This is a genomic window from Streptomyces sp. NPDC052040 (assembly GCF_044548405.1).
GTDB lineage: Bacteria > Actinomycetota > Actinomycetes > Streptomycetales > Streptomycetaceae > Streptomyces.
In genome coordinates this window covers 223822-244272 of record NZ_JBIUBV010000001.1, presented here as the reverse complement: position 1 = coordinate 244272, position 20451 = coordinate 223822, and the positions used below count along the sequence as shown (strand labels likewise).

The following is a 20451-nucleotide window of genomic DNA, read 5'->3' as shown; positions in this document are numbered from 1 at the left end:
CCGCCTATGTTCCGTCTCGTGCAGTTGGCAGAAGTGAGGCCCACGACAAGCGGGCGATGGATGCGTCTGCGTCCCTTCGTGGCGCCGGACGAACCGGAACAGAATCCCGCGCAGTGGCATCGCATCCTGACGCTGCTTGCGACCATCAGCCTGTTCATCGGGACCCGTGACACCTGGACATCGGCCGCCAGCCATCAGCTGGCCATCGCCGCGGTCATCACCCTGTGCTACGCGTCGATCCTGGTCAGCGGTGTCCTCACCCTGGTGGTGCGGCGCAGCAGGTCACTGGCGCGGCTGGATCTCGTCGTCCTGGTGACGGCGGTCACACTGGCCTACTGCACCCTGGCCGTGAAGCACGACTTCAGCGACGAGTCGATCCTCACCACCCAGGCCGCCCGCGCACTGCTGCACGGCCACCCGGTCTACGGGCAGTCGTGGCCCTGGCTGTGGGGGCCCGGAATCGCCTACACCCCGACGGTGACGGGCGGTTACGACTTCACCTACGGCTATCCGCCGCTGACGGCGCTGCTGACCGCTCCCCTGCTGTGGATCGGCCATGCCGCGTTGCCGGAGAACCTGGTCACCACGACCGCGATCGTGCTCGGCGCGGTCGTCATGTGGAAGATGCTGCCGACGCCGTGGCGTTCCGCGGCCACCCTGGTCTGTCTGGGCCTGGGTCTGGTCCCGGCGTACGCCCGGCTCGGCTATCCGGCCGTGGTGGCGCTCGCGTTCCTGATCCCGGTCGTGGTGCGCTGGACGCGGATGGGGGCGGGCGGTCCGGCGGACTGGGCACGGGCCGCATGTCTGGGCGCGGCCTGTGCCGCCCAGCAACTCCCCTGGTTCCTGGCGCCGTTCCTGCTCGCCGGTGTCTACGCGCTGCGCCGCGGGGAGTTGGGGGCGCGGGGGGCGGCCGCGGCGGTGGGACGCATCGTCGCCATCGCGGCCGGCACCTGGCTGCTGATCAACGCCTACTTCATCGTGAGCGAACCGCGGAACTGGATCTCGGGCATCGTGCTGCCGCTCACCCAGGGCGCGGTGCTGCACGGACAGGGCCTGGTCGGGATCTCGCTGTACTACACCGACGGCAGCGACCGTCTGAGCTGGTACGCGCATGCCGGAATGCTGCTGGCGGCGGGCCTGCTGGTGCTGTTCGTGCTGTTCGTGCGGCGGCTGGGTCCGGCGGCGACCGTGCTGCCGTGGTGCGCCTTCTTCCTCTCGACCCGCTCGCAGGACGGCTACTACCTGCTGATGACACCGCTGTGGCTGGCGGCCGCGGTGACCGTGCCGCCCACGGCCTTCACCACCGCCTGGCAGCCCCGGCTGCTGCACGGGCGGCGGACGGCCCGGGCGGTGCTGGCAGCCGCCGTGGTGGCTCCGTCACTGGTGGCCGTGGCCGTGGCGGCCACCGGGCGGCCACCCCTGCACATGCGGGCGGCGGCCGACTCCCGTACACCCCTGACGATCAGGACGCTGAGGGTGCAGGTCCGCAACGGCGGTGACGCTACCCTCGATCCGCATTTCATCCTCACCACCGGGCAGGGCGTGAGCCGCTGGTGGAAGGTGCTCGAAGGCCCCGCGACCATCCCGGGGCATACGACGGCCAGCTACCGGATCCAGGCGCCGGACGGCAGCTTCGTACTCCCGAAGCCGGGTGTCCGCATCCGGCTGCGCGCCTTCTCCTCGTCCCCGATGACCCTGTCGAGCCAGGACATCCGCCTGGACCGGGAGCCGGTGCCGGGCCACTGAGGGGCGGCACGGGGGGCGCCGCCAAGGAGCCTTCGGTGAGCGCGGGTTCCCCGTTCCGCCGCCGACGAGGACCAGTGTCGGCGGCGGGGCGGGGGCCGGGTCACTCGGCGGCTGCGGCGCTCTCGTTGCCACGCCCGCGGTTCCGGGCGAGTGCGAAGCCCGCGGCGGCCAGTCCGAGAACGGCGGCGACCAGACCCGTGACGGCGAGGCCACGGGCGGTGGAGTCCTTCTCGGAGGCCGCCTTGGGGGCACTCTCGGCCTGCTCTCCGGTGCTGCCGCCGCCACCGGCGGACACCGCGGGGGCACCGCCGTCCGCCGTGCCCTCCGCCGTCCCCTTGGCCGTCAGCGCGAGGACCGGCGCGGGGTTCTCCGGTTCCGCCCCGCCCTTGGGGGTCTCCTCGATCCAGCGGACGACATTGCCGTCGGAGTAGGTCTGGAGCGTCTTGAAGGCCAGCTGGCCGGTGTCGTCGGGCAGTTGGCCGAAGGCGACATGGAAGTCCTGGTACTGGCCGTGGCGGATACGGCCGCCGGTCCAGGTGATCTCGGAGACGGCGTCCGTGATGGTGCCGTCGTCGGTCTTGATCGGCTTCTTCAGCTTGGTGGTGGTGACCTGCGAGGTCCAGCCCTGCTCGGGGGTGACCAGCACACCGAGGACGGGGTGGTCGGCGGGCAGGAAGACCTGCACCTTGGTGGTGGCGGCGGTGTCCTCCTCGTTGGGGACGCGGAAGGTCAGGACGCCGTCGGTGGCGCCCTTGGCGTAGCTGCCGGGGTGGACGGTGACATGCGCGGAGGCGGCACCGGCCGCGGCGAGGAGTCCGGCCGCGGTCAGCGCGGTGACGGTGCCGGTGCGGCGCAGGATGGTACGCGGGGTGGGCATGGGTGGTGGTGCTCCGTACTCGTGCGGGATGCGGTTCGCGGGTTCGGGTCGGGTACGGGGCCATCTGGGCGGTGCGCGCCGGGGCAGCGCATGGCGGAACAGCGCCTGCCGGAGGGGGCGGCGCTGGTGGGCGTACGGCCGCCGGGGGGTGCCGCGAGCGGGCAACGGGGCCGGGCGGCACGGGGCGATGAGACGCGGGAGACGGGCCGCGGCCCTGCGCAGCAGCGACCACAGGGCGGCCTCGCCGCACCGCAGATACCAGGCGGCGAGCAGAGCGGTGGCCAGATGCGCGGCGACCGCGTGGGAGGCCATGGCCGCCGAGGGGACGGGCACATGCGGGGCGGCGGTCAGGTGGAGGGCGTGCGGCATCCCCGGCATGGTCATGGGCGCGGGCACGTTCACGGACGCGGGCATGTTCATCGACATGGGCAGCCCGGTGCTGGTGCCGGTGCCCGGCGGTCGGCCGGCGTCGAAGGCGAGGTGCAGTCCGCCCTGGACGAGGAGCATGGCGAGGCCGATGCCGGGCAGCGAGCGCTCCCGTCCCGCGAGCAGGGCGCTGCCCGCGAACACGGCCAGGACGGCGGCGGTGTCCGTCCGCGGCGCGGGCATCGCGCCGGTGGCCAGGGTGTGGCCCCCGGCGGCGAGCAGCACGCACACGACGGCGAACACCGCCGCGCGCACGCTCCGCACCGCCCAGGACGCCTCCATGGGGTGGGATCCTGCCATGCGGGCGGAGAGGGTCACTCCGGTTTCCGCGGATCCGACCGGCCTGGCCTCACGGGCCGTGGTCCGGTCGGGCTACCGGGGCGCCTAGGGTCTTTCGTTGGGATCGGGCCGAATCAGGGAGCGGGGTCTGGTGCCGTGCATCGCAAGGCGGAGGAGGGCGACATGGCGGAGCCATGGCAACCGACGACAACGCCGCCAGGCGCGGGGCCAGGGCCCGCGAGCCCGGCCTGATCCCAACGAGAGGCCCTAGGGTTGCGGCCATGCAGCTCTACACAATCGGGCAGGCCGCACGTCTGCTGGGGGTGAGCCCGGACACCGCGCGCCGGTGGGCGGACGCGGGCCGGGTGGCGACCCACCGGGACGAGAACGGCCGCCGGGTCGTCGACGGCAGGGACCTGGCCGCGTTCTCGGTGGAGCTGGCGCGCGGCGGCACCGGCGAGGAGGGCGCCCCCTCGTACACCTCCGTCCGCAACGCCTTCTCCGGGATCGTCACCGCCGTGAAACTGGGCGATGTGGCCGCCCAGGTGGAGATCCAGGCGGGCCCGCACAGGATGGTCTCGCTGCTGACCCGGGAGGCGGTGGAGGAACTCGGCCTGGAGGTCGGGATGGAGGCCACGGCCCGGGTGAAGTCGACCAATGTGCACATCGACCGCGCCTGACGCCCCGTCCGGGCCGGGAGCCCGGCCGGGGCGGTTTCCGTAGCAACGCACATGCGGCACCCCGGCCCGCGATCACCCGGCTCATGCGATGCCACAGCAGACTTCGGGCTGGTATCCGCGTCAGTATGATCGGCGTACTGGAAGGGTCCCGGGGGGATCTCTTCCGCGACGACCAGAGGGAGTGGACCCGAGATGACCCGTTCCGCACGCAGCAGTCGCCGGATGGTGCAGGTGGCCGGTACGGCGGTCGCCGCGCTGGTGGCCCTCAGCGCCTGCTCCTCCTCGTCCGACTCGGACTCCGGCTCCGGTTCGGCCACCAAGGGGGACTCCTCGGCGTCCTCGTCGCCGAAGCTGTCCGGCACGGTCACCGTCTTCGCCGCCGCCTCCCTGAAGGAGAGCTTCACGGCCCTGGGCAAGGAGTTCGAGAAGGACCACCCCGGCACGCACGTCACCTTCAACTTCGGCGGCAGCGACACCCTCGCCGCGAGCATCACCGGCGGAGCCCCCGCCGATGTCTTCGCGGCGGCCAGCCCCAAGACCATGGCCATCGTGACGGACAAGAAGGACGCGGTCGGCACGCCCGTCACCTTTGTCCGCAACCAGTTGGAGATCGCCACCCTGCCGGGCAACCCGGGCAAGGTCTCCTCGCTGAAGGACCTCACCGGTTCGAAGCTGAAGGTGGTGCTGTGCGACAAGACCGTGCCGTGCGGTGCCGCCGCGCAGAAGGCGCTGGACGCCAGCAAGCTGAAGCTCACGCCGGTGTCGTACGAGCAGGACGTCAAGAGCGCCCTGACGAAGGTGGAGCTGAAGGAGGCCGACGCGGCGGTCGTCTACAAGACCGATGTGAAGGCCGCGGGTGACAAGGTGCAGGGCGTGGAGTTCCCCGAGTCGGCCAAGGCCGTCAACGACTACCCGATCGTCCAGCTGAAGAACGCGCCCAACGCCGAGGCCGCCAAGGCGTTCATCGCCCTGGTGGAGTCCCCCGCGGGCCGGAGCGTGCTGACCGAGGCCGGGTTCCTCCAGCCGTGACCCGCACCGGCACCTCCGCCGCCGCGGACGGCCCCCGTGCGGGCCGTCCGCGGCGCGGGCGTGTCCCCGGGACACGGGTGCCGCTGCCGCTGCTGCTGCCCGCCCTGGCCGGTCTGGCGTTTCTGCTGCTGCCGCTGGCGGCGCTGCTGATACGGGCCCCCTGGCGCTCCCTGCCGACGCAGCTGACCAGTACGGCGGTGTGGCAGGCCCTTCAGCTGTCCCTGGTGAGCGCGACCGCGGCCACCGCGGTGAGCCTGGTCCTCGGGGTGCCGCTGGCCTGGCTGCTGGCCCGTACGGACTTTCCGGGGCGGCGGCTGGTGCGGGCCCTGGTGGCCCTTCCGCTCGTCCTGCCCCCGGTGGTGGGCGGTGTGGCGCTGCTGCTGGCGCTCGGACGCAACGGGGTGGTGGGCCAGTGGCTGGACGCGTCGTTCGGGATCACGCTGCCCTTCACCACGGCCGGGGTGGTGGTGGCGGAGGCGTTTGTGGCGATGCCCTTCCTGGTCATCAGCGTGGAGGGCACGCTGCGGGCCGCCGACCCGCGCTACGAGGAGGCGGCCGCGACGCTCGGCGCCTCCCGTTTCACCGCCTTCCGCCGGGTCACCCTGCCGCTGGTCGCGCCGGGTGTCGCGGCCGGATCCGTGCTGGCGTGGGCGCGGGCGCTCGGCGAGTTCGGCGCCACCATCACCTTCGCGGGCAACTTCCCCGGCCGCACCCAGACCATGCCGCTGGCCGTCTATCTGGCGCTCCAGAGCGACCCGGCGGCCGCCATCGCCCTGAGCCTGGTGCTGCTGGCCGTGTCGATCGCGGTCCTGGCGGGGCTGCGGGACCGTTGGATGACGGCGGCATGAGCGGCCGTACGACGACCTGGAGCGGGCCCGGGGCGACACCCGCGGAGCCCCTTCCAGGAGACCCGGGAACACATCCGAGCACGCATCCGAGCACGCATCCCAGAACGCGGACGGGCCCCCGATGACCGACATCCACGGCAGCACGGCCGCCCGGGAGGACGGCGTACGCGAGGACGGCCTGGACGCCCGTCTCGTGGTCGACCGCGGTGCCTTCCGCCTGGACCTCGCGCTGGCCGCCGCGCCCGGAGACGTCGTCGCCCTGCTCGGCCCGAACGGCGCGGGCAAGACCACCGCGCTGCGCGCGCTCGCCGGGCTGGTCCCCCTCTCCGATGGCCATCTCCGGCTGGACGGCAGGGCCCTGGACCGCACCCCGCCCGAGTCCCGCCCGGTCGGCGTGGTCTTCCAGGACTATCTGCTCTTCCCGCATCTGTCGGCGCTGGACAACGTGGCCTTCGGCCCGCGCTGCCGGGGCGCCTCCCGCGCGGAGGCACGCCGTCAGGCCGCCGCCTGGCTGGAGCGACTGGACCTCGCCGAACACACGGCTGCCAAGCCCCGGGCGCTCTCCGGCGGCCAGGCCCAGCGCGTCGCCCTGGCCCGCGCCCTGGCCATCCGCCCCCGGCTGCTGCTCCTCGACGAGCCGCTCGCCGCGCTCGACGCCCGGACCCGGCTCGATGTACGCGCCCAGCTCCGCCGCCATCTCGACGAGTTCGAGGCGGTCGCGGTACTGGTCACCCACGATCCACTGGACGCGATGGTGCTCGCCGACCGGCTGGTGGTGATCGAGCGGGGCCGGGTCGTGCAGGAGGGCACCCCCGCCGACATCGCCCGCCGCCCCCGCACCGACTACATCGCGCAGCTGGTGGGCCTGAACCTCTACCGGGGGCGGGCCGAGGGCCACACCGTACGGCTCGACACCGGCCCCGCGGTCACCGTCACGGAGGTGCTCTCCGGTCCCGTCTTCGTGGCGTTCCCCCCGAACGCCGTCACCCTGCACGGGGAGCGGCCCGGCGGCAGCAGTGCGCGGAACCGGTGGCGCTGCGAGGTGGCGGGCCTCGAAACGCACGGCGCCCTGATCCGCGTCGGCCTCACCGGCGAACTGTCCCTGACCGCCGACCTGACCACCGCCGCCGCGGCCGAACTCGGCCTCCGGCCGGGCGCCGCGGTGTGGGCGGCCGTCAAGGCCGCGCAGACGCACGCCTATCCGGCCTGACGCGCCGCACGGGCACCGCCCGCGACTGCGGCTACCGTGGGTCCGTCGGAAGGGAAGCCCAGGGCCCCGTACCGCCCTGTTCCCTGTGCCCCCCACGTTCCGCGAGGCGCGCCCATGAACCTGAGCATCCGCAACCGGATTCCCGGCACCGTCACGTCCGTGATCCCCGGCGAGGTGATGGCGGCCGTCAAGGTGAGGCTGACGGGAGGCCAGGAGATCACGGCGGCGGTCACCGCGGAGGCCGTCGACGAGCTGGAGCTCGTACCGGGAGCCGCGGTGTACGCCCTGGTGAAGTCCACCGAAGTGGCGCTCGCGACGGCCGCGGTGACGGGTGTGTCCATCCGCAACCAGCTGCCGGGCACCGTCGAGGGCGTCACCCCGGGTGCGGCGATGGCGGCGGTGAAGGTCGCGATCACCGGCGGCACCCTGACGGCCGCGATCACCCGGGACGCCGCGGAGGACCTCGGCCTGCTGCCCGGCTCCGCGGTCGTCGCCCTGATCAAGTCGACGGAGGTCTCCCTCGCCGTCGCCTGAGCGGCTGTCATCTCGGGTGCGTCCGCCGCCCGCTGAGCGGCCCGCCGCCTCCGTTGCGGCCACGGTCTCCGGGGCGGCCTCGGTCTCCGTCCCGGTCATGGTCTCCCTCGCGGTCACGGCCTCCTGGGCACCTGTGACCGCCTCTCCCTCCCCCTCCCGCTTGTCGTCAACTGCCGGGCGGCGCCCGTCGCGCCGCCCGCTCCCCGCACGGAAAGGCTCCCGACGATGGCCACTCCCCTCTCCCCGGGCACGCTCGCGGTGAATGTGCTGGACGCCCAGTCCCTGCTGGCGGCCTTCGGCGTCCTCGGGGTGGGTGTGGTGATGTTCGCCGAGACGGGCCTGCTGATCGGCTTCTTCCTGCCCGGCGACTCCCTGCTCTTCACGGCGGGCCTGCTGTGCACGGGGTCCGGGCAGCACGGGGTGAAACTGTCGCTGCCCGCCCTGCTCGTCGCGGCGGCCGCGGGGGCGCTCGCCGGGTCCCAGTGCGGTTATCTGCTGGGGCGCAGGGCGGGCGGCGCGCTGCTCGCCCGCAGCCGCTCGGCCCGGCTGCACGAGGGCGCACAGCGCGCCGAAGAGCTGCTGGAGCGGTACGGACACGCGAAGGCGATCGTCCTGGCCCGCTTCGTCCCCGTGGTCCGCACGGTGCTGAATCCGATGGCCGGGGCGCTGCGCGTGCCCGTACGGACCTTCACCGTGTGGCAGGTGGCGGGCGGCCTGCTGTGGAGCCTCGGTCTGACACTCGCCGGATACGCCCTCGGCTCGTCGGTGCCGAATGTGGACCGGTATCTGCTGCCGGTGATCGCGCTGGTCGTGGCGGTCTCGGTGCTCCCCCTCGCCCTGGAACTGCTGCGGTCGCGGCGGGCGGCGAAGGCGGGGGTCCGGGGATGACGACGACGTACGGCGCCGGGACGTGCACGAGGGAACGGGCCACGGCTCACAGGGCCTTGCGGCGCAGCAGCACGGCGAGTACGAGCAGACCGGGCAGCAGCGGCAGCCACACCGCCAGCAGCCGGTAGCCGATGACCACGGAGGCCGCCGCGCTGCCCGGGACCCCGGCGAGGGTGAGCGCGAAGGCGAGCGCGGCGTCCAGGGAACCGATGCCGCCGGGCGTGGGCAGCAGGACGGCCGCGCTGCTCGCCACGAGATAGGCCAGCGCCACCCGCCCCGGGGGCACGGGCAGCCCCAGGGAGCGGCTGACCGCGACGACCACCAGGGCGTGCAGCGAGGCGAAGGCCAGGGATCCGCCCCAGAGGGCGGCTGCCCGGCCGGGCAGCCGGTGCACGGCACCGACGTCCGCCGCCACAGCCCGCACGGCCCGTCGCAACCGCCCGGACAGCAGGAGCAGCGGGAGCGCGGCGGTCACCAGCAGCGCCGCCACCACGACGGCGCCGGACAGCGGCGGCAGACGCAGCAGTCCGGGCCCGGTGAGGGCGAGGAGGGCGATCAGCACACCGCGGGTCACGGCCCCGGCGGTGGCCTTGACCGCGAGCGCGGTCGCCGAGCGGGGCACGGACAGTCCGCAGCGGGTCAGAAAGCGCAGATTGACGGCGCCCGCGCCGAGACCCGCGGGCAGCACATGGTTGGCGGCGGAGGCGGCGAACTGCGCGGCCACCAGCCGTCCGCCGGGCAGTGGATCGGCCACCGCGCCCTGCTGGGCGATCGCCGAGCAGCCCCAGGTGGACATGGCGGCCGCCGCCCCGAACAGCAGCCAGCCGGGGTCGGCGCCCGCGAGCCGGGCGGCACCCGCCTCGACCGCGGTCCAGTGGCGCCCGACGAGGAGCGCGGTGCCCGACAGCACCACCAGGGTGACCGCGGCTCCCCAGGGGGCGCGTGTCCACGGGGGGCGCGTCCCTGTGGGGGCGGGTGTCGGCCTTGGGGCGGGTGTCGGCTTCGGGGTGGCGGTGGGCGCGGGGGCCACGGGGGCCGCCTGCGCGGTGGTCGGCGGCCCCGGCGCCGTAGGAGCGGTCGGGGTCGTGGGAGTGGCCGACCTCGTGGGACTGGCCGGGGTCGTAGGGGCGGTCGGTGTCGTACGCGGTGTCATCGGCGCCCGCCCGGGGCCTTCGTGGGGACGGTCCGGGGCGACAGATAGAGGCGGATCCCGCCGAAGGAGTGGGCGGCCCAGCCATGGGCGTACGACGGCGGGCGGCCCGACGGGGTGCCCAGATACGCGACGGGCTGCCGCACAGCTGTGCGGGTGAGGGCGGCGGCGGTGGTGTTGGCGTTGCTGCCGCTGATGGCCGCCGAGGAGCAGCCGGTGTAGAAGGCGATGGGGACGGACTCGTTCCCGGTGAGCACACAGGGCGGCCGGACACCCAGCCGGTGCAGCTCGGCCGCGGTGCGGGACCAGCCCCGGCGGTCGGCGACGGTACGGGCCACCGTGCGGTGCAGGACCGTGTACTGCACCGCCAGATGACCGGCCAGCCCGAGCGCCACCAGCATCGCGGCGACCGGCCGCCACCGGCCGTCGGACGCGGTCACCAGTTGGAGGAGGGCGTCGGCGACCGGGATCGCGAGCAGAGCGTAGGCGGGGAGCAGGAAGCGCGGCGCGGCGTAGCCGATGAGGAAGAGGTAGGGGAAGGCCGCGGTCGCGGCGCAGACCAGCGGCACCAGGGTGCGGGCCGGGCGGCCGTGCCAGACCGCGACGAACGCCGCGAGCACGGCGAACAGCGGCAGCGCGAACCACCAGGCGGTCACCGCGGGGTTGGGCAGCGGGCCGGTGCACGGGCGGCACAGGGCGCGCCCGGCGAGGCTGCGCAGCTGGTCGGCGACGGCGAGGTCCCAGCCCAGGCCGCCCTGGATCCGGGAGCCCTCGGCCAGGCGCCCCAGGAGCCCTCCGTAGTCGGCGACATAGGCCTCGGTGATCCACTCGGCGGCCCCGGCGGCCAGCCCGGCCACGAGTGCGATCAGCACCGCGGGGCGCCGCCACCGCCGTACGAACACCACGAGGACGAGCAGGGGCGCGGTGGCCCACAGGGCGTCCGTGGGGCGCATCCAGGCCATGAGCGCGGCGCTCGCGGCGAGCCCCCACAGGGCAGAGTGGTCGGTGCGGTCGGCGCGGGCGCGCAGGAAGCAGCCGGTGGCGGCCAGGGCGCCGACCGCGACCCAGTAGTTGGGCATGGCCTGCGGGCCGTAGAAGAGGGTGATCCACAGGCTCGCGAACAGCGCGCCGCCGAGTGCCCGCACCCGGACCGGGAAGACGCCCCGCCAGGCGCGCAGGGCGAGGAACAGGGCGAGCCCGGACAGGACCGCCAGAGTGACCCGGAGCAGCGTGGTGGACGAGGACCACAGGGTGACCGGCGCGACCAGCAAGGACACGCCCCGGGCGCGCGGCGCGCTGAAGTAGGCGGCGGGTGCGTGGGCGCTGACCTGGCTGACGTAGACCGTCTCGTCCCAGCCGAGGCCCATTCCGGGGTGTACGAGGAAGATCTGCGCCAGGGTGAAGGCGGCCGCCACGGCGGCGATCAGGCCCTGGCCGCGCTCGCGCCAGGACGTACCGGCGACCGACGGACCGGAGAACCTGCGGACCGCCGTGAGCGTGATGTTCGGGCTGTCGGCCACGGCCCACCCCTCATTTCCCTACGGGCTGTAGCACACAACACGGACAAGTTACCCGGAACAGGGGTGTATTGCGGGGCGGACACGGCGCGCCACACCGGCCACTCGCGGATCGCACCCCGCCGAACGGGGGAACCGGGCCCCGCCCCCGGCCCCCGTCCGCACCGTCTCCGCGCCGCCTCCTCGCAGTCTCCGCGCCGTCTTCTCGCCGCCTTCTCGCGGCCTTTTCACCGCCTTCTCGCCACCGGGGGCCGATTCCCTACGCGCTGTAAGGTTGCGGGCATGGCTGGCAGGAGCCCCCAGGGCAGGGCGGAACGGCGCAGCGCCGGCGAGCTGGAGAGCGAGGTGCTCGCCACGCTGTGGGCCACTGAGAAGGCGCTGACGCCCGCCGAGATCCAGGCCGGGATCGGCGGCGGCCTCGCCTACAACACCGTGCACACCATTCTCAAGCGCCTGTTCGACAAGGGGCTGGTGCTGCGCGATGTGGACGGCCGACGCGGCGCGTACCGGCCCGCCAAGAACGCCGCCCAGCTCACGGCCGAGGCCATGCACGAGGCCCTCGACCGCGGCCCGGACCGGATCGCCACGCTCCAGCAGTTCGTGACCGGACTGGCCCCCGAGGAGGAACAGGCCCTGCGCGACCTCCTGGGCGGAGGTGTGCACGCGCGTCCGGAAGGCACGTAGCGGGCGGGGGTAGATTCGGTGATCCACTCGAACGGAGGAATCCCATGAGCGACACCCTGAGTGACACCCTCGGATCCGGCGCCGCGTTCCGGGACGTCCCGACGACCACCCTCGCCGATCTGCTCGGCCGTCAGCAGGTCATGGACTTCGGCATCCGCCCGCTCTGGTCCGGGGCCCCGCGCGTGGCCGGTCCGGCGTTCACGGTCCGCTGCCCTCCCGGCGACAATCTGATGCTGCACGCGGCCATCTACCGCGCCGAGCCCGGCTCCGTCATCGTCGTCGAGTCCGGGGACGTGGACTACGCCCTGGCCGGCGGCAATGTCTGCGCCGTCGCCCACCGCCGGGGCGTTGCCGCCTTCGTGGCCGACGGGGTCATCCGGGATCTCTCGGAGGTGCGGGAGCTGCGCTTCCCCGTCTTCGCCCGGGGAGTCATCCCGATCCCGGGCACCAAGGCCGCCGTCGCGCCGCTGAACACGGAGGTGCGGTGCGGCGGTGTGGCGGTACGGCCCGGGGACATCGTGGTGGCCGACGAGGAGGGCGTGGTGGTGGTCCCGGCCGCCCGCCGCGAGGAAATCCTCGCCGCCGCCCGGCAGAAGCTGGCGAAGGAGGCGGGAGAAACCCTCGACGACTGGGAGCAGGCCCACCGGGCGAAGATCGACACCCTGCTGGCCGAGCAGGACTTCACGGAGCCGACCACGGCTGACATCCCGTCAAGCACCGCCTGAACAACCCCCCGTCCGGGGGACCTCCCACCCCACGGGGGAATCGAACAGAGCCAGACGCACCGATTCCCCCGCGGCGGCTTGAGTGGGCGCGCAGTTCTCGAACTTTCGTCCGAGAATTCGCCCCCGGTTCCCCGTTACGCGTTCATGGCCAGGGCGGTTGTTCGGTCGCTTGTCCGTATCGGCACCACACCCTGGAGGCATCATGAACCCCGTTCCCACGCCTGCCGCCGACCATCCGGTGTTCGAGAATCGGCCCCTGCGACCCACCGCCGCCCGGCACGGAGTTGACGCCCGGGTCCCTGCCCGGGCCGCCCGCCGCGCCGCCTCGTCCCGCCCGGCGCCGAGGCGGGGCGCATGAGGGAACAGCGCCGCACCGAGGCGGGGCGCATGAGGGGACAGCGCACCGAGCGTGCACACACCGGCGTGGTACCGCCCCAGCCGACCCCGCCCGAGGCCGCGCCCCGGCCGCCGCACCCGGCACCGGCAGAGTTCGGCTACGAGGGACTGCACGGCAGAAACCCGCTCGGCGGGGCGGCCTTCGCCTCCATGTGCGGCCGACTGCCGACCGTACTGCGCCACACCGCGCGGATGGCATGGGAGGCCGACCGCCGGGCCGTACTCCTGCTGCTTTGCTGCCAGGCGCTGACCGGTGTGTCGGCCGCCGTCCTGCTGGCGCACACCGCCCACGCCATGCGCCAGCTGTTCGGCACCGGCGCGGTGTCCGAGCGCCTCCACGCGGCGCTGCCCGCCCTGATCGTGATCGCCGTCGCGGCAGCCACCGGCCGGGTCGCGGTCTCGCTCGCCGCGTACGCCGACGGCCGGATCACTCCCCCGCTGACCACCGCGGCGGACACCGCGCTGGTGGCCGCCGTGTGCCGGGCGGAGGCGAGCGCGTACGCCGAGGACGGGTTCACCGACCGGCAGGAGGCGGCGGAGATGGGCGTGCTCCGCACCCATGTGATGGTGCAGGACGCCACCCGGTTCACCGCCGCGGTGGTGCGGATGGTGACCGCGGGCGGCGTCCTGACCGGGCTGCACCCGCTGCTGCTGCCCCTGCTGCTGCTCGCGGTGGTCCCCGCGGGCGCGGGCGCGGTGCTGTCGGCGCGGGTCACCTACGAGACCCACTACGCGGGTGTCGGCGACCGTACGGTCCGGCAGATGATGCGCTGGTGGTCGACCACGTCGAAGTACGGCGACGAGGTCCGTGCCAACGGTATGCGCGACTACCTCCTCCACTGGTACCGGACCGTCTCCGAACGGATCGACGCGCGCACCCTGGGGTCGGCACCGCGGACGCTGCGCATCCAGCTGGTGAGCGCGGCGATCGGCGGTGCCTTCCTGGTGGCGACCTGGGCGGCGCTGGCCCGGCTGACCCTGACCGGCCGGATCGCGCTGCCGGTCGCGGCGACGGCAGTGGTCGCCGTGCAGGCCACGCTCGCGGCGCTGAGCCAGTTGGTGGTCCACGGGGCGGCCTTGTTCCACACCTCGCTGTATCTGGCCGACATGCGCTCCTTCCTCGACCTCGCCGCCGCACACGCGCCCCGGCAGACACGGCGGCTGCCCGACCGGCCGGTCCGGGAGATCCGTCTGGACAAGGTCGTCCACCGCTACCCCGGCAAGTCCGCCCCGGCCGTGGACGGCCTCTCGCTGACCCTGCGCCGGGGCCGGATCGTGGCGGTCGTGGGTGAGAACGGCTCGGGCAAGTCGACCCTGGTCCGCCTCATCGCCCGGATCCACCCGGCCGCCGCGGGCACGGTGACCTGGGACGACGTGGATCTCGCCACGGTCGCCCCGGACAGCGTGTGGGCGCACACCGGTCTCGTGCCGCAGAATTTCGCCCAATGGCCGCTGCGGGTCCGCGAGAACGTGACCCTCGGCCAGCCGCACGGGGACGACGACGGCCCGGTGTGGGAGGCGCTCGACGCGGTCGGGATGCGCGAAGCGGTGGGGGAACTCCCCCACGGTCCGGACACGCTGCTGGCCCGTGAGGTCTTCGGCGGTACGGAACTGTCGGGCGGCCAGTGGCAGCGGCTGGCCTGCTCCCGCGCGTTCTACCGCCGCCCGGGACTGCTCATCCTGGACGAGCCCACCTCCCAGATGGACCCGCGCGGGGAGCACGCCATCCTCGAAGGCATCAAGGCCATCGCGCACGACCGCATCACGGTCGTCGTCACCCACCAGTTGGAGAACACGCGGGTCGCCGACGAGATCGTGGTCATGCGCCACGGCCGCATCGCCGAACAGGGTCACTACGACGAACTGGCCACCGCGGGCGGCCCCTTCCAGGAACTGCTGACCCTGTCCAAGGACCGCTGATCCAGTCCGGGGGTCGCTGGTCCAGTCCGGGGGTCGCTGATCCCCGGACTCCTCCGGGCCCGGGCGCCTCCGGGCCCCGGGCGACCCCCTGTGACCACCCCCTCACCCGAACCGTGTGCGGTTGCGATCGGTTCGGGCATACGGAGAGACAAGTACGGGGCAGCACGGACGATCTCCTCGTCCGAGCACCCGTCAGAGGCTTCGTCCGAGGTGAGGAAGGTGAGACGGCATGCGCCCGCGGGATGACCAGGGCCACCGCGTGATACCGGTGGTGGACTGGCTGCTGGAGACCACCTCGCTGTGTGAGTTCCTCCAGCGCCTGGCTCACGAGGCGGTCGAGACCGTCCCGGGCGCGCACGGCTGCGATGTCACCGTGCAGCGCCGTCACCGACCCCTGACCGTGGTCGGCACCGGAGGCACCGGAGGCATCGCGGACAGGCAGGACGAGGACCAGCACGGGCAGGACGACAGCCCCAGCCTCCAGGTCCTGCGCACCGGGCGGATCGTGCACGCACCGGACCTCCGGGAGGAACACCGGTGGGGCTCGTACCCCGCCTACGCGTCCTCCCTGGGCATCCGCTCCGTCCTGTCCCTGCCGGTCGGCATCGGCGGGGACACCGCCGGGGCCCTGAGCCTCTACGGCACCGGGCCGGGCGTCTTCACCCACCGGGACGAGGAGCTGCTCGTACGGTTCGCGGCGCAGGCGGGCGGCGGCATCGCACTTGCCCAACGCCTGGCCGACGCAGAGGACTTCAGCCAGGACCTCCAGACCGCGATGAGATCCCGGGCCGTGATCGACCAGGCCATCGGCGCCGTGATGCAGCAGCGCCAGTGCGACGCGGACGAGGCGTTCGCCATCCTGCGCGACCTCTCCCAGCGCACCAACCTCAAACTGCGCGAGGTCTGCACCCGCCTGCTCACCAGCCTGAGCGGCCGCCCACCCGAGCACCGGCCGCCCCTACGCCCCCGCCCCTGACACACCGCAGCCATGCCCCTCACGGGAGGGTGACCGGCCGGGGCCCCGGCCGTGCTCCCCGGCCCCCTCCCGCGGATGTGCCGTCACTTCCCGGACTGATGCAGCCAGGGAGAGCTGGTGGCCCAGAAGATGCAGTCCGCGCCGAGGTAGTCCTTGCCGAAGTCGGTGAACTCCTTCCTGGTGTAGGGCTTTCCGGTGTCGGGGTTGGTGTATTCGAAGTCGGGCTCCTGTACGGCCATGGCCACGAGCGGGAGCTGTCCCCGGTACTTGTGGAAGAAGGGGTACGAGTTCTGCATCTGCGCCGGGCGGTTGGGCAGAATGTCGGGGCCGCCCAGTCCGACACCATGCGCCTTGGCGAACGCGAAGGCCCGGCCCATGTAGTTGTGGTCGTTGTTCCACTCGCCGGGCCAGAAGTTCATGTACTGCACGAAGGGGGTCTTCTTGAAGACCTTGGCCCCGTACGCCATGTTGTCCAGCTCGGCCTTGAAGTACGCGTCGTCGCTGTAGCCGGTGTGGTCCTTGCTCACGTCCACGGCGGTCGCGGTCTCCGGGAGGTTGACCCCGGCGAGGCGGCCGTCGAACTTCTGGGCCATCGCCTTCAGCAAGTGCTGGAAGCGGTCGCGCACTTCGGGGTCCCACTGAGCCGCGACGGCACCGGGTTCTCCGGGACCGAGCCCGCTCTCGTTCGTGGTCGCCGCCGCACCGCCGTGGTACTCCGGGTCCTTGAGCAGATAGTCCGGGAGCCTGGCAGGCAGCGTGAAGAAGCGGTCCTGCACCTGGACGAACAGCTTCTTGCCGTGCGAGTGGGTGTAGTTCAGGGCGTCGCTGATCGCGGAGAAGTCGTACTGGCCCTTCTGATGTTCGAGCGCCTTCCACGGCACCACCACCTGCACACCGGCGATGTCCGGGCGGTCGAGGAGGGGCTTGACGTCGGTGTCGAAGTCACCGATGGAGGCGTAGAGGTAGTTGACCGGAGCCTTGGCCGCAGGCGTCGCGGCATCCCGGGCCGCGGGAGCCGCGGAGGCACCGGCCGCCCCGACGAAGGTCGTGGCGAGGATCAAGCCGAACACCGTCGAAACTCGTTTGATCATCATGGAGGGCGATGCTGTAGAGCATTCCTAAGAAGGATCTAAGAACCCCGGCCCACCGGCGCGAAGCCGTCCGGATCGTGTGGCCGTGTTGGGCCACGTACGGCTCACCCCCGTGCCGCGGCCCGCACTGCCGCCTCGGTCAGGGTCGCCGCCGTGCGCACCGCGCTGGCGACCGCGTCGTCGGGGTCGAGGCCGCACAGGTCGGTGAGGGTGAACAGGGCCTCCGCGCCGACGGTCACGGCCAGGTCCCGCTTGAGCTGGGCGAAGGCTTCGGGATCGCTCGTCCCCAGAGTTCCTTCCAGGGGGGCGAGCGCGTAGTCGATCAGCCCGAAACGGATCCCCGGTCTCGCGGTCGCCTCCTCGGGCCGGGTGATGGTCGCCGCGATCATGGCGCGCACCGCACCCTGGCGGAGGAGCACGCCGCGCAGCAGGAACTCACAGGCGAAGGCGACCCGTTCGGCGGGGTCGGTGGAGTCCGCGACCGGTGCGAGCGCCTCGGCGGGGGGCGGCCATACTCCGGCCAGGGCCTCGCCGATCAGCGAGGGCAGGTCGGGGAAGTAGCGGTAGGCGGTGGCCTCGGAGACCAGCGCGGCGCGCGCGACCGCGGGCATGGTCATCTCGCCGCCCGAGGCGATGAGTTCACGTGCGGCATCGACGAGAGCCGTACGCGTACGCCTCTTCTGGTTGCTGCGGCCGGTACCGGTCTGCGTCGCCACCATCGGCCCATCCCCTTTCGTATGGGTGTGTCCACCTGACCTTATCACCGATCACTCTCATCATGAGAGTTCACTTGCATAAAGAGAAATGGCTCTCTAGTCTCCTTCACGAGAGTCGACTCTCACGAAGGAGATGGCCATGAACAAGGCTTCCGTGGTCGGGCCGGGCGACGGGGAGACGATCCGCCTGGGACCGGCGCAGATCCGCATCCTTGAGGACGGCAGCACCACCGGACACCGTCTCGGGATCGGTGAGATCACCCTCGCGCCAGGCACCGAAGGGCCGCCGCAGCACCGCCACGCCCGGCACGACGAGGGTTTCTACGTCGTCTCCGGCACCGTGCACTTCACCATCGGTGAGACCACCCACGTCGCACCCGCGGGCACGCTCGCGATGATCCCGCCCGGCGCCCCGCACACCTTCGCCAACCCCGGCGACGTGCCCGCGGTCATGCTCAACACCTTTACGCCCGACCTGTATGTGCAGTACTTCCGCGACCTGCGGGACATGATCGCCGGCGGCCGGGAGCTGACCCCGCAGACGACGGTCGAGGTGATGAGCCGGTACGCCACGGTCCCGGCGACCGACTACGCACAGACGGCCCACGCCACCGATCCCGCCGATCCCACCAATCCCGCACGCCAGTAACCGAATCCGGGAGACCTCCATGACCAGCACCGCCCACACCCACACCCTCACTCTCACCCTCGACTCCGGCGACGTCGATCTGACCTACGGCGTCGATGAACGGGGCGACGGCCGCCCCTTCCTGCTTCTGCACGGCGGCGGCGGTCCGGCGACCGTTGCCGGGTTCGCCGGACTCCTCGCCGACCAGCGGGCGGCTCGCGTCATCACCCCCGTACACCCCGGCTTCGGCGGCACCACCCGGCCCGACTGGCTGACCGGTGTCCCCGCCCTCGCCCGGATCTATGTGCGCCTGCTGGACGAACTCGGCCTGAGCGGCGTGACTGTCGTCGGCAACTCCATAGGCGGCTGGATCGCCGCCGAGATGGCCCTGCTCGGCAGTGACCGGATCAGCGGTGTGGTCCTCGTCAACGCCGTCGGTGTCGACGTCCCCGGCCACCCGGTCGCCGACCCCTTCACCCTGACGCCCGCCGAACTGTCCGTCCTCTCCTTCCACGACGTCGAGAAGTTCCGCATCGACCCCAGCACCTTCTCCGACGAGCAGCGCGCGGCGGCGGCCGCCAACCGGGCCGCGCTACAGGTCTATTCGGGCCCGTATGCCATGGCCGACCCCACCCTGCGCGAGCGGCTGGCCAAGGTCACGCACCCGGTCCTCGTCGCATGGGGGGAGAGCGACCAGGTCTGCGACACCGCGTACGGACAGGCGTATGCGGCCGCCATCCCCGGTGCCCGGTTCGAACTACTCCCCGGCACCGGCCACATGCCCCAGATCGAGACCCCCGAGCAGCTCCTCACCACGGTCTGGGACTTCGCCGACGTCCACTCCGCGCACCGGTCCGGCGACTGACGCCGACATCGCGCACCGGTCCGGCGACTGAACGGAGGGGCCCCTGCGCCCGTCCTCGGGCAGGGGCGGCGTCTCCGTCTACCCGTGCCGTGCCCGGACCAGGAGGAAGGCCATGTCGTCGCGGGGTTCGTGGCGGGCGAAGTCCACCAGGTCCTGCTGCAACCGTTCGAGGAGTTCGGGAGAGGGCAGGGCGGCCCAGGAGCGGAGCCGCGCGGCGAGCGGATAGTCGGCGCCGCCCTCGTCCCGGGTCTCGGTCACCCCGTCCGTGCACAGGGCCAGCCGGTCCCCCGGGGCGAAGGAAATCTTCTGTTCGCTGCGGGAGTCCGGGGCCAGCTCGTCCAGTCCGAGCGGCAGCCCCGGCGCGGTGAGCCGTACTTCGGTGGCGTCGCCCATGGTGAGCAGGAAGGGCGGGACGTGTCCGCAGTGCACGATCAGCGCGTCCCCGCCGGAATCGAGCTGGAGCAGCAGCGCGGTGACAAAACGGCGCGCGTCACTCTCGCCCTCCCCGCCCTCTTCCGCGTCCTGCGCCGTCTGCCGGTTGTGCCGCAACAGGGCGCCCTCCAGCCGGTCGGCCACACCCAGCAGGGTGGGTTCGCTGTGGGCGCACTCACGGAAGGAGGCCAGGACGGCCATCCCCGCCTGGAGCGCCGACAGTCCCTTGCCGCGTACGTCGCCGATGAGGACGCGGGTGCCGTGCGGGGTGGACAGCACCTCGTAGATGTCCCCGCCCACCAGCGCCGCCTGGGTGGAGGAGCTGTAGAACCCGTCGACCCTCGCGTCCTCGGTGTGCAGCGGAAAGGGGCGGATCACGAACCGCTGCACCGTCTCGGAGGCGGACAGGGCCTCCGAGAGGAGGCGATCGCGCTGCCCGCGCAGCGCGCACAACCGCACGAGCGCGGCGCCTATGGCCAGGTCGCCCGCGAGGACCGCGTAGGAGGTAGGGAGTCCGGCCTGCCGCCAGCCGTAGACGTACATCGTGACCGTCGCGGCGAAGAAGGCCGCGGTCACGATCACGGTTTGACGCACCGTGCGGTACATCGCGGCGATGACGGCCGCTATCACCGAGATCTGGATGATCCGGAAGGCCGGTCCGGTCGCGAGGTCCACCAGCAGGATCGCGGCGATCGCGGTCACCAGACCCGCGGTCAGTCCCCAGCCGCGCCTCTCGGACGGGCGCCGCGGATACGCGCAGCCGCCTCGCACGGCGTCACCCGGTCCGCGGATCATGCGACTCCCTCACCAGTCGGTGATCGGCCCCTCCAGCCT

19 protein-coding genes are annotated in these 20451 nt (G+C 72.8%); 13 read left to right on the top strand and 6 right to left on the bottom strand.

Features of this window, described 5'->3' with window-relative positions; genetic code table 11:
• The first annotated feature begins 60 nt into the window (after positions 1-60).
• A complete protein-coding gene (locus tag ACIHAA_RS01030) occupies positions 61-1746 on the top strand; it encodes a hypothetical protein (protein ID WP_399811303.1) in 1686 nt (561 codons plus the stop codon).
• 100 nt (positions 1747-1846) lie between these two features.
• On the opposite strand, the gene ACIHAA_RS01025 is transcribed toward ACIHAA_RS01030, so the two are convergent.
• The gene (locus ACIHAA_RS01025; RefSeq protein WP_399813668.1) at positions 1847-2623 is read right to left on the bottom strand and encodes a YcnI family protein; all 777 of its coding nucleotides are present in this window, start codon (positions 2621-2623) and stop codon (positions 1847-1849) included.
• A 986-nt stretch (positions 2624-3609) separates the two neighbouring features.
• On the opposite strand from ACIHAA_RS01025, the gene ACIHAA_RS01020 reads away from it, so the two are divergent.
• The 6 genes from ACIHAA_RS01020 (at position 3610) to ACIHAA_RS00995 (ending at position 8517) form a co-directional block, all read left to right on the top strand.
• A complete protein-coding gene (locus ACIHAA_RS01020) occupies positions 3610-4008 on the top strand; it encodes a molybdopterin-binding protein (RefSeq protein ID WP_399811301.1) in 399 nt (132 codons plus the stop codon).
• Between the two features lie 192 nt (positions 4009-4200).
• Positions 4201-5037, top strand: a complete 837-nt coding sequence (gene modA / locus ACIHAA_RS01015; protein WP_399811298.1) for a molybdate ABC transporter substrate-binding protein — start codon at positions 4201-4203, stop codon at positions 5035-5037.
• Complete coding sequence (locus tag ACIHAA_RS01010; RefSeq protein ID WP_399811296.1) at positions 5034-5885, top strand: ABC transporter permease; 852 nt, start codon at positions 5034-5036, stop codon at positions 5883-5885. The genes modA and ACIHAA_RS01010 overlap by 4 nt, the downstream gene beginning before the upstream one ends.
• A gap of 121 nt (positions 5886-6006) precedes the next feature.
• Entirely contained in the window at positions 6007-7095 is a 1089-nt protein-coding gene (locus ACIHAA_RS01005) for an ABC transporter ATP-binding protein (RefSeq protein WP_399811294.1), read from the top strand.
• Positions 7096-7209: 114 nt separating this feature from the next.
• Positions 7210-7629, top strand: a complete 420-nt coding sequence (locus tag ACIHAA_RS01000; protein ID WP_399811291.1) for a molybdopterin-binding protein — start codon at positions 7210-7212, stop codon at positions 7627-7629.
• Between the two features lie 225 nt (positions 7630-7854).
• A complete protein-coding gene (locus tag ACIHAA_RS00995) occupies positions 7855-8517 on the top strand; it encodes a DedA family protein (protein ID WP_399811288.1) in 663 nt (220 codons plus the stop codon).
• A 46-nt stretch (positions 8518-8563) separates the two neighbouring features.
• Here ACIHAA_RS00995 and ACIHAA_RS00990 read toward each other — a convergent pair whose 3' ends face one another.
• Positions 8564-9433: a YbhN family protein gene (locus tag ACIHAA_RS00990; protein ID WP_399813667.1), complete on the bottom strand. Its 870-nt coding sequence runs from the start codon at positions 9431-9433 to the stop codon at positions 8564-8566.
• A 233-nt stretch (positions 9434-9666) separates the two neighbouring features.
• A complete protein-coding gene (locus ACIHAA_RS00985; protein ID WP_399811286.1) occupies positions 9667-11187 on the bottom strand; it encodes a hypothetical protein in 1521 nt (506 codons plus the stop codon).
• A gap of 279 nt (positions 11188-11466) precedes the next feature.
• Between ACIHAA_RS00985 and ACIHAA_RS00980 the strand changes: the two genes are divergently transcribed.
• The 4 genes from ACIHAA_RS00980 (at position 11467) to ACIHAA_RS00965 (ending at position 15885) form a co-directional block, all read left to right on the top strand.
• Complete coding sequence (locus tag ACIHAA_RS00980; RefSeq protein ID WP_399811283.1) at positions 11467-11868, top strand: BlaI/MecI/CopY family transcriptional regulator; 402 nt, start codon at positions 11467-11469, stop codon at positions 11866-11868.
• 44 nt (positions 11869-11912) lie between these two features.
• On the top strand, positions 11913-12593 hold the full coding sequence (locus ACIHAA_RS00975; protein ID WP_399811280.1) for an RraA family protein: 681 nt from the start codon (positions 11913-11915) through the stop codon (positions 12591-12593).
• Between the two features lie 387 nt (positions 12594-12980).
• Positions 12981-14909, top strand: a complete 1929-nt coding sequence (locus ACIHAA_RS00970) for an ATP-binding cassette domain-containing protein (RefSeq protein WP_399813666.1) — start codon at positions 12981-12983, stop codon at positions 14907-14909.
• A gap of 229 nt (positions 14910-15138) precedes the next feature.
• Positions 15139-15885, top strand: coding sequence for a GAF and ANTAR domain-containing protein (locus ACIHAA_RS00965; protein WP_399811278.1), 747 nt, complete (start codon positions 15139-15141; stop codon positions 15883-15885).
• 83 nt (positions 15886-15968) lie between these two features.
• Here the strand turns inward: ACIHAA_RS00965 and ACIHAA_RS00960 are convergent, their stop codons facing one another.
• Positions 15969-16979 (bottom strand): hypothetical protein, encoded by a 1011-nt coding sequence (locus ACIHAA_RS00960; protein WP_399811275.1) that lies wholly within the window; start codon positions 16977-16979, stop codon positions 15969-15971.
• A gap of 101 nt (positions 16980-17080) precedes the next feature.
• Complete coding sequence (locus ACIHAA_RS00955; RefSeq protein WP_399811272.1) at positions 17081-17695, bottom strand: TetR/AcrR family transcriptional regulator; 615 nt, start codon at positions 17693-17695, stop codon at positions 17081-17083.
• Positions 17696-17831: 136 nt separating this feature from the next.
• Here ACIHAA_RS00955 and ACIHAA_RS00950 point away from each other — a divergent pair, with 136 nt between their 5' ends.
• Both ACIHAA_RS00950 and ACIHAA_RS00945 read left to right on the top strand, forming a co-directional pair.
• Complete coding sequence (locus ACIHAA_RS00950; RefSeq protein WP_399811269.1) at positions 17832-18341, top strand: cupin domain-containing protein; 510 nt, start codon at positions 17832-17834, stop codon at positions 18339-18341.
• A 19-nt stretch (positions 18342-18360) separates the two neighbouring features.
• Entirely contained in the window at positions 18361-19185 is an 825-nt protein-coding gene (locus ACIHAA_RS00945; RefSeq protein WP_399811266.1) for an alpha/beta fold hydrolase, read from the top strand.
• A 78-nt stretch (positions 19186-19263) separates the two neighbouring features.
• Here ACIHAA_RS00945 and ACIHAA_RS00940 read toward each other — a convergent pair whose 3' ends face one another.
• Positions 19264-20412 carry a PP2C family protein-serine/threonine phosphatase gene (locus tag ACIHAA_RS00940; RefSeq protein WP_399811264.1) on the bottom strand — a complete coding sequence of 383 codons (1149 nt, stop codon included), beginning with the start codon at positions 20410-20412 and terminating at the stop codon, positions 19264-19266.
• Between the last annotated feature and the right edge of the window lie 39 nt (positions 20413-20451).